This window comes from Pseudomonas sp. 9.1(2019) (assembly GCF_009910445.1).
Taxonomy (GTDB): Bacteria; Pseudomonadota; Gammaproteobacteria; order Pseudomonadales; family Pseudomonadaceae; genus Aquipseudomonas; species Aquipseudomonas paraversuta.
The window spans coordinates 280,788-296,537 of sequence record NZ_VBWF01000010.1; the positions used below are offsets into that span (position 1 = coordinate 280,788).

At 58.7% G+C, this 15,750-nt stretch carries 15 protein-coding genes; 10 read left to right on the plus strand and 5 right to left on the minus strand.

All coding sequences use genetic code 11. The features are described from left to right. Positions 1 to 151: 151 nt before the first annotated feature. The 3 genes from FEZ21_RS14755 to FEZ21_RS14765 are packed head-to-tail and all read right to left on the minus strand — an operon-like array spanning position 152 to position 3,656. The gene (locus FEZ21_RS14755) at positions 152 to 607 is read right to left on the minus strand and encodes a MaoC/PaaZ C-terminal domain-containing protein (protein ID WP_003445520.1); all 456 of its coding nucleotides are present in this window, start codon (positions 605 to 607) and stop codon (positions 152 to 154) included. Then, positions 604 to 2,241: an AMP-binding protein gene (locus tag FEZ21_RS14760; RefSeq protein ID WP_160627630.1), complete on the minus strand. Its 1,638-nt coding sequence runs from the start codon at positions 2,239 to 2,241 to the stop codon at positions 604 to 606. Before FEZ21_RS14760 ends, FEZ21_RS14755 begins: the two co-directional genes overlap by 4 nt. A gap of 29 nt (positions 2,242 to 2,270) precedes the next feature. Further along, positions 2,271 to 3,656 carry a GntP family permease gene (locus FEZ21_RS14765; RefSeq protein ID WP_003445524.1) on the minus strand — a complete coding sequence of 462 codons (1,386 nt, stop codon included), beginning with the start codon at positions 3,654 to 3,656 and terminating at the stop codon, positions 2,271 to 2,273. Between the two features lie 384 nt (positions 3,657 to 4,040). On the opposite strand from FEZ21_RS14765, the gene FEZ21_RS14770 reads away from it, so the two are divergent. The 5 genes from FEZ21_RS14770 (at position 4,041) to FEZ21_RS14790 (ending at position 9,133) form a co-directional block, all read left to right on the plus strand. After that, on the plus strand, positions 4,041 to 4,706 hold the full coding sequence (locus FEZ21_RS14770; RefSeq protein WP_003445527.1) for a c-type cytochrome: 666 nt from the start codon (positions 4,041 to 4,043) through the stop codon (positions 4,704 to 4,706). After that, positions 4,703 to 5,686, plus strand: coding sequence for a c-type cytochrome (locus tag FEZ21_RS14775; RefSeq protein ID WP_003445529.1), 984 nt, complete (start codon positions 4,703 to 4,705; stop codon positions 5,684 to 5,686). The genes FEZ21_RS14770 and FEZ21_RS14775 overlap by 4 nt, the downstream gene beginning before the upstream one ends. A gap of 365 nt (positions 5,687 to 6,051) precedes the next feature. After that, positions 6,052 to 6,873: an ABC transporter substrate-binding protein gene (locus FEZ21_RS14780; protein ID WP_010656508.1), complete on the plus strand. Its 822-nt coding sequence runs from the start codon at positions 6,052 to 6,054 to the stop codon at positions 6,871 to 6,873. Continuing rightward, complete coding sequence (locus FEZ21_RS14785) at positions 6,870 to 7,715, plus strand: amino acid ABC transporter permease (protein ID WP_010656507.1); 846 nt, start codon at positions 6,870 to 6,872, stop codon at positions 7,713 to 7,715. The genes FEZ21_RS14780 and FEZ21_RS14785 overlap by 4 nt, the downstream gene beginning before the upstream one ends. 38 nt (positions 7,716 to 7,753) lie before the next feature. After that, positions 7,754 to 9,133, plus strand: a complete 1,380-nt coding sequence (locus tag FEZ21_RS14790) for an LLM class flavin-dependent oxidoreductase (protein ID WP_003445535.1) — start codon at positions 7,754 to 7,756, stop codon at positions 9,131 to 9,133. Positions 9,134 to 9,309: 176 nt separating this feature from the next. Here the strand turns inward: FEZ21_RS14790 and FEZ21_RS14795 are convergent, their stop codons facing one another. Then, positions 9,310 to 10,005 carry a DUF3313 domain-containing protein gene (locus tag FEZ21_RS14795; protein WP_160627632.1) on the minus strand — a complete coding sequence of 232 codons (696 nt, stop codon included), beginning with the start codon at positions 10,003 to 10,005 and terminating at the stop codon, positions 9,310 to 9,312. Between the two features lie 50 nt (positions 10,006 to 10,055). Beyond that, entirely contained in the window at positions 10,056 to 10,340 is a 285-nt protein-coding gene (locus tag FEZ21_RS14800; RefSeq protein ID WP_010656504.1) for a hypothetical protein, read from the minus strand. A 164-nt stretch (positions 10,341 to 10,504) separates the two neighbouring features. Between FEZ21_RS14800 and FEZ21_RS14805 the strand changes: the two genes are divergently transcribed. The 5 genes from FEZ21_RS14805 (at position 10,505) to FEZ21_RS14825 (ending at position 15,734) form a co-directional block, all read left to right on the plus strand. Further along, positions 10,505 to 11,215, plus strand: a complete 711-nt coding sequence (locus FEZ21_RS14805; RefSeq protein WP_003445542.1) for a response regulator — start codon at positions 10,505 to 10,507, stop codon at positions 11,213 to 11,215. Beyond that, positions 11,215 to 12,579 (plus strand): ATP-binding protein, encoded by a 1,365-nt coding sequence (locus FEZ21_RS14810; RefSeq protein ID WP_160628143.1) that lies wholly within the window; start codon positions 11,215 to 11,217, stop codon positions 12,577 to 12,579. The genes FEZ21_RS14805 and FEZ21_RS14810 overlap by 1 nt, the downstream gene beginning before the upstream one ends. A gap of 181 nt (positions 12,580 to 12,760) precedes the next feature. Beyond that, positions 12,761 to 13,741, plus strand: coding sequence for a quinone oxidoreductase (locus tag FEZ21_RS14815; RefSeq protein ID WP_160627634.1), 981 nt, complete (start codon positions 12,761 to 12,763; stop codon positions 13,739 to 13,741). Between the two features lie 14 nt (positions 13,742 to 13,755). After that, a complete protein-coding gene (locus FEZ21_RS14820; protein WP_160627636.1) occupies positions 13,756 to 14,604 on the plus strand; it encodes a TauD/TfdA family dioxygenase in 849 nt (282 codons plus the stop codon). A 77-nt stretch (positions 14,605 to 14,681) separates the two neighbouring features. Beyond that, positions 14,682 to 15,734 carry a 3-keto-5-aminohexanoate cleavage protein gene (locus FEZ21_RS14825; RefSeq protein WP_003445546.1) on the plus strand — a complete coding sequence of 351 codons (1,053 nt, stop codon included), beginning with the start codon at positions 14,682 to 14,684 and terminating at the stop codon, positions 15,732 to 15,734. Positions 15,735 to 15,750 lie beyond the last annotated feature (16 nt).

Sequence of the window (15,750 nt, forward strand, 5' to 3'; positions counted from 1 at the left end):
GCTCCCACAGGGTTTAAGCGGCATCTGTAGGAGCGAGCTTGCCTCGCGATGGCGCAATGTCCTTGCCGGATTTAATAACTGACACACCGCCATCGCTGGCAAGCCAGCTCCCACAGGGTGTAAGCGGCATATCGACCATTGATCTGTAGTGTCAGCGTGCATCCATCACTGCCCGGTTACTGAGCAGGATCTTGCCGCTGGCCTCGGCGATCTGCTCGCCGCGCTGGTTGCTGCACAGGCCGGTGAGTACGGCAATGCCGCCGTTGCTCCTGGGTTTGTTCAGGGTTTCGGTGATGGTCCATTGCACCCTCAGAGTGTCCCCGGCAAACACCGGGGCGACGAACCGGCAATTATGTTCAAGGTAAGCCACGGCTGTGCCGTAGAAGTACATGCCGATGGAGGCCGACATAAAGGCGCCGGTCATGGGCCCGTGCAGGATTGGCCGGCCGAAACGGCTGGCGGCGCAGAATTCGGCATCGCTGTGCAACGGGTTGAAGTCGCCAAACATGCCGCAGGCACGACTGATATGGGAGGCGTCGATGGTCAGCGACTGGCCAAAGGTCTCACCCTCGGTGATTTCGTCGAATGCTTTTCCTACAAAGTTCATACATCAAGCTCCATGGCTGTTCGGTGCTCTTCGCGTTCGCGCAGGGCCTTGCGAATGATTTTGCCGGTGGTGGTCATCGGCAGTTCGTCGAGGAACTCGATTTCCCGGGGGTATTCGTGGGCCGCCAGCTGGGCCCGGACATGGGCCTGCAGTTGCCCTATGGTCTCGGCGCTGGCGGCATAGCCGGCATTGAGGACCACAAATGCCTTCACCACTTCAGTGCGAATCGGGTCTTTTTTGCCGATAGCCGCAGCCATTTTTACCGCCGGATGCTTGATCAGGCAGTCTTCGATCGGCGTCGGGCCGATGCGATAGCCGGCGCTGGTGATGACGTCATCGTTGCGCCCGAGAAAGAAGATATAGCCGTCTTCATCCATCGAGCCTTTGTCGCCGGTCACCAGCCAGCCGTTGAGGTATTTCTCTTCAGTGGCCGCAGTGTTCTGCCAATAGCGCAGCATCTGGCTGCCGTTGGGCGTCGCCACGGCAATATGCCCCGAGTCCCCGGTGGGTACGACCACCCCGTAGTCGTCGATGATGGCAACGTTGAAACCTTCGACGGCCCGACCTATTGCATGTGGCCGGCAGACACCCAGGGAGGCGCAGGAGGACACCACCAGGTTGCATTCGGTCTGGCCATAGAATTCGTTGATCCGCACCCCCAGTGCCTGATCGCCCCAGGCCAGCAATTCGTCGCCCAGCGACTCGCCGCCGCTGGCAACCGAGCGCAGTGCCAGCTGCCAGCGTTGCTGCGGGTTTTCTACAGGACGCAATAGCTTGAGTGCGGTCGGCGGGAAAAAGACATTTTTGATCTGCAGTTCTTCAATCAGCTCGAACACCTCTTCAGCGACGAACTTTTCGGCACGGTAGGCCACCACCGGTACCCCGTGGTACCAGGCAGGCAACAGTACGTCCAGCAGGCCGCCAATCCATGCCCAGTCAGCCGGGGTCCACATCCGGTCGCCGGGCTGGGGGAAGTCGTCGTGGGAGCTGCGTACCCCCGGCAAGTGGCCGAGCAATACGCGATGGGCATGCAGTGCACCTTTGGGGTGACCGGTAGTGCCGGAGGTATAGATGATCAGGGCCGGGTCTTCAGCGCCGGTGTCGAGGGTCTCGAACTGGTCACTCTGGTCCTTGAGCCGGGCATGATAATCCAGCACCCCGGCCCGCTGCGTGACCGGGTCGATGACATAGCACAGCTTCAAATCGGGGAGACGGGCCCATACCTTTTCAATCTTTTGCAGGCCGCTGTTATCGGTGATAAGCACACCCATTGAACAGTTCGAGGCGCGATGCTCGATGGCATCGCTGCCGAACAGCTTGAACAGCGGAACTGCAATTGCCCCCAGCTTGTACAGGGCAATGTGTGCGGTTCCGGCCTCCAGCCCCTGGGGCAGCATGATCCCGACCCGGTCGCCGGGCTGCACACCTTGTTCGCGCAAGCTGTTGGCCAGGCGGTTGGCTTGCTGTTGCAAGGTCAGGAAACTGTGCTGTTGTACCGAGCCATCGGCGTTTTTCTGAATAATCGCAATGCGCCCGGGTTCGGCGGCCCAGCGGTCGCAACAGGCCCGGGCGATGTTGAAACGCGGGGCCGTCTCCCACTGCGGGTGTCTGACAGCGGCGTGCGGGGTAGTCATGGTCAAATCCTTCTGGTGGTAGGCCTGGATCAGAAACTGCCGAACGTCGAGCCCAGTACCAGCACCACCAGCAAGGCAGTGAGTGGTACCACGGTCGTCATCATGAAAATTTGTGGGTATGACTGGCGGTGGCTGAGGCCGCAGATTGCCAGCAGGGTGATTACTGCTCCCGAGTGGGGCAGGGTATCCAGGCCGCCGGCAGCAATGGTGGCCACCCGGTGAAACAGTTCCGGGCTGATACCGGCGGCCTCGATCATGCGCAGATAATCACTGCCGAGGGTGCGGAAGGCGATGCTCAGGCCGCCGGATGAGGAACCGGTGATTCCCGCCAGCACGTTCATGCTGAGGACGGTGGATATCAGCGGGTGCTCCGGCGAAAAATTGAGAATGGCAGCCTTGATCACCGCAAAACCGGCCAGGCCGGCGATCACCGCGCCATAGGCCACTTCCGAGGCGGTGTTGAAGATCGGCAGCATTGCGCCAAGGCTGCCCTTGTTGATGGTGGTCGTCAGGTTGTCCCAGCGCTTCCAGTTGAGCACGATCACGAACACGATCGCGCACATCAGTGCCAACAATACCGACCAGAGCCCCACCACGCTGGCAGGATCGATGCTGCCAAAGCGCTCCTCGCGCAGAACACTGAGGTCCAGCGAAGGCAGAATCCAGTAGCTGAAGGCCGCATTCAGGCCGATCACCACAATGATGGGCAGCAGCGCTACCAGCAGTCCGGGCCTGGGTACTGCGTCGTTCGACGGGATTTCAATGTCATGGTCACCGTAGCCTTCACCGTTGGCCATCGCCTTGCGCGCCCGTGACTGCAAGATCCAGGTGCCCAGCCACAACATCACTACCGAAGCGATGATGCCCAGGCCCGGTGCGGCAAAGGTGGTGGTGCCGAGGTAGGCCGTGGGAATGGCGTTCTGGATCGACGGCGCGCCGGGCAGGGCGGTCATGGTGAAAGTGAAGGCACCCAGGGCGATCGCGGCAGGCATGTAGCGTTTGGGAGTGCCGGACTCGCGAAAAATCACCGCTCCGATCGGATACACGGCGAAAGCAACCACAAACAGCGACACGCCTCCGTATGTCAGCAGAGCGCAGGCCAGCACTACCGTGAGAATCACATGGCGCCGGCCCAGACGCCGCATGAACCAGTCGGCAATGGTATGCGCGGCCCCTGAGTCAGCCACCAGCTTGCCAAACAGCGAGCCGAGGATGAACAGAGGGAAGAACTTGATCAGGTACAGGCCCAGCTCCTTCATGAACAGCTGGGTGTAAGTGGGCATGATGTGCGTCGCGCCACCGCTGAGCAGTACCGCCAGGGCTGCCATCAGCGGTGCCAGGATCAGTACGGTCACGCCCCGGTAGGCGAGAAACATCAACAACAGAAGGGATATCAGTATCGCCATCGTGCTCATGGGTGGTTCTCTTATAATTATTGTTTTGGCGTGCGGTGCTGCCTGACGTTTACGTTTGCGTCAACCTAGTGCAGGGGCAATGGCCTGTCAACCGGCCCGGGCCCCCGGGTCGTGTTCACTCATAAACGACGACTGCAAATGTGCGGCGCCCAGAGTCGTATATACCTACTCAGTAGGGGTTTATTTGACCCATGGGCGGCAGGTTCTGTGGAGTGAGAGCAGCTGAACACGTGGTCTGGAGAGCAGGGCAAATTGACAGTATTACTTTTAGGTATAAAGATATTCCTAAAAAATATTACGGCGCAATCAGTCGCTTTCAATTCACACACCTTGCACTAGGTGGGTTGACGCCGTGAATTAGCCAATAAGAAGGAGTCCAGAACCATGAGTCTTGCAACGAGAGTCCGCCTCAAGACCAGCGTAAGCGCCTGTGTTTTTATGCTGGCGACCGCGGCAAATGCCGATCCACAAGGACAAAAAATCTACACCCAGGGGGGCGAGTCCCCGCTAGCCATGGCCTGCACCACCTGTCATGGCGCCAATGGCCTGGGTACCGATAGCGCAGGTTTCCCGCGTCTGGCGGGGCTGCCCCAGGGTTATCTGGTCAAGCAGCTTGAGGACTTTGGCTCCGGCAAACGGGCCAACGCGGTGATGCAACCCATCGCATCAGCCCTCAGCGAAAGCGAAGAACAGGCAGTTGCCAGCTACCTGAGCACCATGGCTGTCCCGGCCCCGGCGGTTGATTTAGCCGCCACCGGCAGTGTTGGCGGGGCAGCGGAAAAACTGGTCAAGCAGGGCGACTGGAGTCGCAATATTCCGGCCTGTGTCGCGTGTCACGGCGTGAGTGACACTGGCGTTGGCCAGAGTTTCCCTCCGCTGCTGGGGCAGTCCGCGACTTACATCGCAGCCCAGTTGAATGCGTGGCGCAGTGGTACCCGCAAGAATGACCCCAATGACCTGATGGGCCATATCGCGCGCTCCCTGACCGATGCCGAAATCAAAGATCTGTCCACCTATTTCGCCAGCCTGAGCGGGGGAGCCAAACAATGAACTTTCCTGCCAAAGTACTGATCGCCGTTGTCGTCGCCGTACCGCTTCTGGCTGCCAAAACCTGGTACGAAGAGCGCGGCATGACACCCGTGGCCAAGGCCCCGAGCGCCGCTGCCGGGGTGGCTGATGCGCACCCTGACGCTGGCGTGGCGGCTGCGCCGGCCAAGCCTTCCGGCCCACTGGTATTTACCCCGCCCCAGGAGTCGGAGTTGCCGGATAACGCCTTTGGCGTGCTGGTGCGCGAAGGGCGAGATATTTTCGTCAATACCCAGAAAAATGCCGCTGACTATGTCGGCAACGGCCTCAACTGCACCAATTGCCACCTGGATCAAGGTCGCAAGGCAGGGTCCGCTCCGCTTTGGGGAGCTTATGGCATGTACCCGGCGTATCGAAAAAAGAACAACAAGGTCAATACCTTTGCCGAGCGCATGCAGGGTTGCTTTGAATTCAGCATGAATGGCAAGGCACCCGCCAGTGACAGTCATGTGATCAAGGCCTTGAGCACCTATGCCTACTGGCTGGCGACCACGGCGCCTGTGGGCGTGGATCTGCCCGGGCGCCTGTACCCGGTCATTCCTGCACCGGAAAAAGGCTATGACCTGGTCAAAGGCAAACAGATTTATGCCGATCAATGTGCTATCTGCCATGGCGCAGAAGGGCAGGGGCAAAAGTCTGCTGATACCTACGTGTTTCCACCACTGTGGGGTAAGGATTCTTACAACTGGGGTGCGGGGATGCACCGTATCAATACGGCCGCCGGGTTTATCAAACAAAACATGCCGCTGGGCAAGGGCGGTTCGCTGACCGATGCTCAAGCCTGGGATGTAGCCGCCTACATCAATAGCCAGGAGCGGCCTCAGGATCCGCGTCTGGTGGACAACTCGGTTGAAAAAACCCGCAAGAAATACCATGAGGGCGACGGCGTCAACCTGTACGGCGAGTCGGTCAATGGCGTGATCCTGGGCCAGGGTATCAAGTAAGCGGCTCAATCCCCCTAGCGACGCCAAGCATCAGCGCGGCGTCGCGCATCAAACAGGTGTTGCCCAGCTATCCGGGAATAAAAATTGTTGAGCCGCAGACCGGTTATTGGCTGCGGGACTCGGCGGTGCGCCCTGGACAGTCGACGCACCCAGCGCAATGAAACGGCAAATGATCTCGGTCACGGTGTTCCAGAACGCCCGGGCGCAGGCGCAGAGCCACTGGAGGTAGCCGGTCAAAGCCTGCTTCGAGCCGTCACGCGATATAGCTGGAAGCGAGCTTTTTATTCCATAAAACAAGTACAAGCGCGATTTATAGTGCGTTTTAATCTATCCAGGTCATTCTGAACAGATTGGAGTATTTGTCTTTGAAAACCGCAGCGCTCTTACCTTTTAGCCTCGCTTTGCTCGCAACCTGCACCACCGCTTTTGCCGGCTCCACTCTGGATCGCGTCACCGAAAAAGGTGAGCTCAGAGGGGTACTGATGGAGAGCTATCCGCCGTTCTCTTTTCTCAACGAGCAGAACCAGCTGGACGGCTTTGATGTTGATGTCGCCAAGGCCGTAGCGCAACGGCTCGGGGTGAAACTCAAGCTGCAAACGCCTTCCTGGGATGTGATTGCAGCCGGCCGCTGGAGCGGGCGCTACGACATCTGCGTGTGCTCCATGACGCCGAGCAAGGCTCGCGCCGAAGTGTTCGATTTTCCGGTGGAGTACTACCAGTCGCCCGCGGTGATCGTGGTCAATGCCCAGGACACCACTATCGCTTCAGGCAAGGATTTGTCCGCAAAGAAGGTCGGCGTGGGCAGCGCGTCCACCTATGAAGCCTATTTGAACAAGGACCTGGTGATCGAGGGGGCAACGGACAAACCGCTGCAATACCCGTTCGAGAATGTGCAGATCGCCCCGTACGATAATGAAACAGTGGCATTCCAGGACCTGGCACTGGGCAGCGGAGTACGCCTGGATGCGATGGTCACCAACCTCATCACCGCCCGTGAACGCATTGCCCATGACCCTCGCTTCAAAATTGCCGGCGACCCGCTGTATGCAGAGCCCAATGTGGTGGCGATTGAAAAGGGCGATCCTCAGTGGAGTGCCAAGGTCACTGAAGTCATTGGTGAACTGAAAGCCGACGGCACACTGAGCAAAATTTCGCAGAAGTGGATCGGTGCCGATATCAGCCAATGACAGCCCACAACCCACACCCCGCCAAGACCGGGGTACCACCCGAAACCGCAGCGTCGCGCCTGAGCCAGCTGTTTGGCTTTCGCACCCGGTTGTATCTGACCTGGGCGGCCTTGCTCGGTTTGTGCGTGATGTTCTTCATGAGCTTCGATCTGAAGTTCTCGATCATTGTTGATAAATTGCCCAACCTGTTGGGCCTGCATCTGGGGCCCAACGGTTTCCTGCAAGGCGCCGCGCTCACCTTGTTTCTGTGTTTGTGTTCGATCTGGCTGTCGTTGCTGCTGGGTTTTGTCACCGCCCTCGCGCGCCTGTCACGCAGCGCTGTAGCCTTCGGGATCGCCAGCTTCTATGCCTCTTTTTTCCGCGGCACGCCGCTGCTGATCCAGATCCTGCTGATCTATCTGGGCTTGCCCCAGATCGGCGTGGTTCCAGGTGCAATCAGCGCCGGGATCATTGCCCTGTCGCTCAACTACGGGGCCTACCTGAGCGAGATCTTTCGCGCCGGCATCATGACTGTGGCCCCCGGCCAGCGCGAAGCGGCCATGGCCCTGGGGCTTTCGCCGACGGCGACATTCGTGCACATCATCCTGCCCCAGGCCATGCGCACGATTATCCCGCCGACCACCAGCCAGTTCATTTCCATGCTCAAGGATTCATCGCTGATTTCGGTGATGGGGGTCTGGGAAGTGATGTTCCTGGCGCAGTCCTACGGCCGCTCCACTTATCGCTATATCGAAATGCTCACCACCGCAGCCGTTATCTACTGGCTGCTGTCGATCGGACTCGAACTGCTCCAGCACCGCCTGGAGCGCCACTACGGCAAAGGTTTCAAAAATCAGCGCTGAGGCAGTCCCTTGTTTAATCCATTTTTTCAGGAATCATGATGTCCGATCCCAAACCTCTGTTGTTTGCCCTCTACGAGCAAGCGAGTGTCGGCTGTGGTGGTGCGCCAAGCCTGTGGACCCACCCGGCAGACGAGCGACTGAGCATCAACTCTCTGGGCTATTGGTCGAACCTGGCCCGGATCGCCGATCAGGCTCACCTGGACATGCTGTTTTTCGGCGATGTGCTGGGCTTCTACGATGTGTTTGCCGGCAATGCCGATGCCGCCATGAAATGGGCCGTGGAAGCCCCGGCCAATGATCCGCTGATGATCATTCCGGCACTGGCAGCCATCACCGAAAATCTGGCTTTCGGTGTGACCGTGACCACCAGTTACGAGCATCCGTTTACCCATGCCCGGCGCTTCAGCACCCTGGATCACATGACCAATGGCCGGATCGGCTGGAACATCGTGACCTCGTACCTGTCCAGTGCCGCACGCAATTTCGGTCTGGAGCAGATGATCAAACACGATGATCGCTACGAGCGTGCCGAAGAATTCATGGACGTGGCCTACAAGCTTTGGGAAGGCAGCTGGGCCGATGATGCCGTGGTTGCCGACAAGGCGCGCCAACTGTATGCCCGGGGTGATCGCGTGCGCCCGATCAACCATGCCGGCGAACACTATCGGGTAGCCGGGCCGCATCTGACCTCGCCATCGCCGCAACGCACACCGCTGCTGATCCAGGCCGGCTGGTCAGGGCGGGGCAGGGCCTTTGCGGCCAAGCACGCCGAACTGATCTTCGTGGCCAAGTCCAACCCCCACGAGATCCGCCAGGGACTGGAAGAAATCCGGGCCCAGGCCCTGGCCCTCGGCCGCCCGGCACAGGACGTCAAGTCACTGACCGTGTTGCGCATTGTCACCGCCAAAACTGAAATTGAAGCCCGGCGCAAATACGACCAGCTGCAGAGCAATTACCACTTGCAGGCACAACTGGTCAGTTATGCCGGTGATACCGGTATCGACATCAGTCGCTACGCCGACAGTGATGCGCTGTCCACCCACACCGAAGGCATGACCTCCTATGTGATGCGAGCGGATGGCAGCGCCAAGCCCTTGACTGCGGGTGACGTCAAACAGCGCTTTGCCAACGTCACCCGGGGCAGTGACTTGATTCTGGTGGGTACACCGCAACAGGTTGCAGAGCAGATTGAAGAGCACGCACGGATCAGCGGGACCACGGGCTACATGCTCAACCCGCTGATCAGCCCCGGCAGCCTTGAAGACTTTGTCGAGCTGATTATTCCCGAGTTGCAAAAGCGCGGCCTGTATCGCACCGAACCCCAGCGGGGTACCTTGCGTTCGCGACTGCGGGCAGACGGCGCCAGTCATTTGCCGGCCAGTGCATATGGCGCGTCGTTTCGTTTCGACCGGGGTTAGGCAACGGATCCATTGTCATCCACGCCCCCTGCAGGAGCGAGCTGGCTTGCGATGCACGCACCGCGGTGTATCAGGTAAAACCCGGAGCGGCCATCGCAGGCAAGCCAGCTCCCACAGGAGCTCCACACGACTCCCGGCGCAGCAACACCTGTGGGAGCCTGGCTTCAATGGTTCATCTACTTCGATAAAGGCGAGGGCCCAAGGTCGGGCGCGTGGGCTAAATAGGCCTGGCGCATATCCAGGGCCGATCCGTCGAGTGCCTGTTTGAAATCATCGACGCTCATTGCCTGCTTGTCATTCTTCAGCGTCAGCCCGGCCCCTTTGCTGACCACCTGCGCCACAACCTCATGATCCCAGGCATCCAGAACTGCGACTTCTGTGGTGATTTGTGTGTCCTGGTCACGGATGCCCATAACCGTACTCACGCCGGCGGCAAGCAGCGTCACGGGGAGCCACTCATAAAAGCGCAAACCCTGGGTTGAGGCCGACACGGTGATGATGGCAGGCCTGACGATCAGTGTGTCCGGGCCCGGAGTCGTGACAACGGTCATGACCTTGCCCAGCTCCTGCTTCAGAGCAGCATCGTAGTAATGGCTCAGGTCCGAGAGCATTGCCTGTGAACGTCGGTCGGTCGGCACCAGCGGTAGGTAGTACTGGCTAGGCTCGATATACACCCGGGTGTAATGTTTGAGATCACGCTGCGGGTTTATCCAGGACAATACCCGTTGGCCAGAGGGCAATTTTTTTTCCGTGAGTTGGCTGTAGTCCTGTAAAAACCCTGAATATTCGTCTGGAGAGACGGTTTTGCCGGCGCAAGCGGCGAGTGACATGCACAGGGCTACCAGTAACGGTAGCGAGAGACTTCTTGGCATTGGATCGGTGTTCCCGGGGCGAGTGTTTTCATGAAGGATGTTCGTCGTGCTCAAGCGTCTGTGCCGCTTTCGCAACCATTTATATGCAGTTCGCCATGGGCCATGACCCATTGGGTAAGCTCGGCAACAGGTATTGAGTGGCAGTACTCCACCCACTGGCTGCACTGCGGGCTGTAAGTCTCGATATAGCGGACCAGAACGATGGATTTCTGGTCGCTGGACAGCGTCAGGCGAGACTCCTGGAAAAGCACTGGATCGGTGCGCCAGACTTTGCTGGTGCGCTGGTTCAGAATCAAAGCGTTGGCGCTTTGGGCCTTGCTGCTCAAGGTCGGCATCGAGGGCATCCCGGAATGAATTGCCCGCAGTTTGCCTGAGGGGTTTTGCCGGGAGATGTCTGGTTTATGCGCATACAGGCGCAATGTTTCACGATTGAAATATATGACCCTGACGCCAGAATGGTTTTAGATAGCCCCCCCTTATTTACCCATGGATCGCTAATGTGAGCAGGCTGCTGATCGTCGACGACGATGTGGAAATCCTATTACTGCTGGAGAAGTTCTTTCTCTTGCATGCTTATGAAGTGGAACTGGTCACCCACGGAGAAGCCATGTGGGCGGCCATCGGGCGCCAGCGGCCGGACCTCATCATTCTCGATCTGATGCTTCCCGGAGAAGGCGGGCTCAGCCTCTGTCAAAAATTACGCCTGAACACCGGCATTCCAATTGTGATGCTGACTGCCATGGGCGAGCTGAGTGACCGCATTGTTGGCCTGGAACTGGGTGCCGATGATTACCTGACCAAGCCTTTTGATCCTCGCGAGTTGCTGGCCCGCCTGCGGGCAGTTCTACGTCGCGCCAGTGATCCGGTAAGAGCCCGTAATGAAGACACACGGCTGGTGATCAGCTTTGCGGGCTGGCACCTGGACGTAACACGCCGCGAGTTGCGTTCGTCTGCCGATGTCATGATTCCGCTCTCGGGCGGTGAGTTCGATTTACTGGTGGTCTTTCTCGAACACCCTGAACGCATCCTCTCCCGCGAACAATTGATCGACCTGACGCGGGGCAATAATCACGAAGCCTTTGACCGCAGCATTGACGTGCAGGTAAGCCGCCTGAGACGCAAAATAGAACCGGACAGCAAGCGTCCGGACCTGATTCGTACCGTGCGTAACGGCGGCTACCTGTTCAACGCAAAGGTGACGCGCACGTGATGAGTCTGATTGCCCACGCTGACACCCTCAGACGCCGGATTGCCCTGACCATTGTCGCGGCGATGCTCGCTTCGCTGGTGCTCTATGCCCTGTTTGTGCAGGTCGCCGGGGTCTGGGCCAAACCGCCAGTGGATCAAATCGGCTTGCTGGATCAGGTCGCGACCACTACCCGCATCATCCAGGCTGCTCCGCCACAACTGCGGGAGCAGCTCTCGGCTGCGGCGAGCAATCCATCACTCGGGGTGCTATGGAGCGAACACCGGAGCAGCTTCGGACTTCCGGCAATCGGCACCGCCATCGACCAGAACCAGTCGCCGGTTCTGCATCGATTGCTGGACAATACCGAACACAGGATAGAAGTCTTCCAGCCCGCCAACTGGCCTAGCGAAAGCCCGCAAGCGCGTTATGCCATGCTGGTGCAACTGAACGACGGCAGCTGGTTGTCGTTTACCCCTCCGCAACGCAGTTGGGGAATGAGTGCTGCATTGCGTTTTGCCGTGGTTATTGCCCTGGGGCTTCTTGCCGCCTGGCTGGTAGCGCGGTTCGCCACACGCCAGCTGGCTGACCCGCTGCAGCGTTTTACCAGTGCCGTACAACGCTTCGGTACCGACCTTGATGCCCCCGCCATTGACATCGAAGGCCCCCGTGAAATACGCCAGGCGATCATGGCCTACAACACCATGCAGGCGAAAATCCAGCAATTCATTGCCGAACGCACCCTCATGCTGGCGTCAATTTCCCACGACTTGCGTGCGCCATTGACCCGCATACGGCTGCGTTGTGAGTTCATTGAAGATATTGACCAGCAACGCAAATTGATCCGCGACACCGATGAAATGCAATCGATGATCAACTCCGCCCTGGGCTTTTTCCGCGACGAGACCCTGCGCGAGCAAGCCACCAGTTTTGACCTCTCCGAACTGCTGCAGACGGTCATCGATGACTACAGCGATCAGGGGATCGACGTGGTTTTTTCAGGGCCTGCCCACCTGGTGTATTTCGGCCGCCCGGTGGGCATCAAGCGAATGACCGCCAACTTGCTGGAAAACGCCGTGAAGTATGCCCGGCATCCACGCATCGAACTGATCAATGGCCAGACTTCGGTGTGTATCGAGGTAAGCGATGAAGGACCGGGGATTGCCGATTCGGAACTGGAGAACGTATTCGTTCCGTTCTTCCGGCTTGAGCCCTCGCGCAATCGCGACTCCGGTGGCGTAGGGCTTGGTCTGTCCTCGGCCCGGGCAATGGCGCGCCAGCACGGTGGCGAGCTGCTGTTGCGAAACCGTATGGGCGGTGGACTCATCGCGCAGGTTGAGTTGCCCCATGGCGCCATCAAACGCACCGGTTCGGCTGAGGGAGCATGAAGCCAAATCACTGCAGGGCCGCTTAAAAGCCGGAGCACGACAGCTGACAGGTTTGGATCCCTGTCATGAAATGAAAAGAGGCTGTCGTCTGATGAGAAGCACGCCGACAACCCGCAGCTTACATTCCAATCAACGTAAATCGCCGTAGCGCATCCAGAACGTTGATTGGAGAAAAATAAGCATGGCCCAAGTAGTACGTTTTTATGAAACCGGAGGTCCCGAGGTTCTTCGCCTTGAAGAGGCCGAAGTGGGCGACCCGGGTCCGGGTGAAGTTCGGCTACGCCAGGTCGCTGTCGGTCTGAACTATGCCGATACCTATTTCCGCAACGGCACTTACCCGATCCCGATGCCCAATGGCATGGGTGTGGAAGCCGCCGGCATCGTAGTGGCAGTGGGTGAGGGCGTGAGCAATGTAGCTGTAGGCGATCGTGTCACCTACACCGGCTTTCTCAACACCCTGGGTGCCTACAGCACAGAACGCCTGATCTCCGCAGCGCCCCTGATCAAACTGCCCGAAAGCATTTCATTTGAGACCGCCGCCGCAATGACCATGCGCGGGCTCACTTCTGCCTATTTGATGCGCCGTATCTATGACTTCAAGGCTGGCGACAGTATCTTGCTGCACGCCGCAGCCGGAGGCGTCGGCCTGATTGTTTCGCAGTGGGCAAAACTGCTGGGACTCAAAGTCATAGGCACTGTGTCCAGCGATGCCAAAGGCGAGGTAGCCCGTGCCCATGGTTGCGACCATGTAATCAATTACAGCCACGAAGACGTCGCCAAACGGGTACGTGAGTTGACCGGCGGCGTTGGCGTAAACGTGGTGTTTGACAGTGTCGGCAAAAACACCTTCGCGGGCTCGCTGGACTCCCTCAAGCGCCGTGGCTTGATGGTCTGTGTTGGCACTGCATCCGGCCCGATCCCGCCTTTCGACCCGGTATTGCTGGCAATCAAAGGTTCGCTGCACCTGACTCGCCCGGCACTTGCCGATTACATTGCTGACCCGGCAGAAAAGGCCGATCTGGCCGGCGAACTGTTTGATCTGGTTGGAAACGGTCAAATCAAGATCGAGATCAATCAGCATTACAGTTTGCAGGACGCGGTGCAGGCCCACCGGGATCTGGAATCGCGCAAGACCACGGGCTCTTCAATCTTCGTGATCTAAGGGGGGCGTCAGTCATGCAAGTTGAGCAACTTAGCTGCAATATCGGCGCAGAACTCTTTGGTGTAAACCTGGCCGAGGCCATACATGACGCGGGTCTGTTCGCAGAGATCCGTGCCCAGCTGCTCAAGCATCGGGTGCTGTTCCTGAGGGACCAGGACATCAGCCGCGCCGAGCATGTGGCCTTTGCCCGACGCTTCGGCGAGCTGGAAGACCACCCCGTGATTGGCAGTCATCCGGACCACCCGGGGCTCGTGCAAGTCTACAAAAAACCCGACAGCCCGGTTGACCGTTACGAGAACTCCTGGCACACCGATGCCACCTGGCGCGAGGCGCCGCCGATGGGCTGCGTGCTGCGCTGTGTGGAGTGTCCTCCAGTAGGGGGCGACACCATGTGGGCCAACATGGTGGTGGCTTACGAGCGCCTGCCGGACGATGTCAAAGCCAAGCTTGAAGGCCTGCGTGCACGGCATAGCATCGAAGCGACCTTCGGCGCCGCCATGCCCATCGAAAAACGCCTGGCACTCAAGGCCCAGTACCCGGACGCAGAACATCCAGTGGTGCGTACACATCCAGAGACCGGTGAGAAGGTGTTGTTCGTCAATGGTTTCACGACCCACTTCAGCAACTATCACACCGCTGCGCGTGTGCGTTATGGCCAGGACTTCAGCCAGGGCGCGCCCGAACTCCTGCGCTACCTGATAAGCCAGGCCAGTATTCCCGAGTACCAGGTGCGCTGGCGCTGGAAGCCCAACAGCATCGCGATCTGGGATAACCGCAGTACCCAGCACTATGCAGTGATGGACTACCCCGCCTGCCATCGAAAAATGGAACGCGCCGGCATCATCGGCGAAAAGACCTACTGAGCCCCCCCTGTAATCAGGTAAACGCCCGTACCAGCACCGTCCGTTGGGCAGGCAAAAATAAAAAAAAGGAGACGAACATGCAATTTTTCGACGATTCCCTGCATCCGGAAAACATGGAAAAGGTGGTCATTACCGTCGCCCCTTATGCCCCGGAATGGATGCCCGAAGACTTCCCCCAGGACATCCCGGTGACCATGGATGAGCAGGTACAAATAGCCGTGGACTGCTATGAAGCAGGCGCCACCGTGCTGCACTTGCATGTCCGTGAGCTGGACGGGAAAGGTTCCAAGCGCTTGTCCAAGTTCAACGAACTGATTGGCGGGGTGCGCGAAGCTGTTCCGGACATGATCATTCAGGTAGGGGGCTCGATTTCCTTTGCGCCGGAAAGCGATGGCGAGGCGGCCCTGTGGCTGTCCGACGATACCCGGCACATGCTCGCGGAGCTGTCGCCCAAGCCCGACCAGGTCACCGTGGCGATCAATACAATTCAGATGAATATCATGGAGTTGCTGTACCCCGAATATCGGGAAGGCACCTCACTGGCCGACCCCATCATCGAAGCGGCCTACAGCGAAATGACCGTGCCGGCAGGTCCGGCCTGGGTGACCGAGCACCTCAAGCGTCTACAAGCCAACAACATTCAACCGCACTTCCAGCTGACCGGTATTCACTCTTACGAAACCCTTGAGCGAATGGTGCGCAAAGGTCTGTATAAAGGCCCGCTGAACCTGACGTGGATCGGTATCGGTGGCGGCTTCGACGGTCCCAACCCGTTCAATATGTTCAACTTTATCAATCGCGTACCTGATGGCTGCACCTTGACGTCCGAGTCGCTGATGAAGAATATGCTGCCCCTCAACACCATGGCTCTGGCCATGGGTTTGCATGCGCGTGTGGGCACTGAAGACACCATCATTGACCAGCATGGAAAGCGCTTTACCTCGGTGCAGCAGATCCAGCAAACAGTGCGTATCGCCCACGAGCTGGGGCGTGAAATTGCCACCGGGAAGCAAGCGCGCGAGATTTATCGCATCGGTGTGCAGTACGACAGCATTGAACAGACCCTGCTGGCCAACGGTATGGCACCGAACCGCAAGCCCGGGCAAAAGGGTGTACCTCAGCGCGGTTAATTGTCAGGAAACGCGG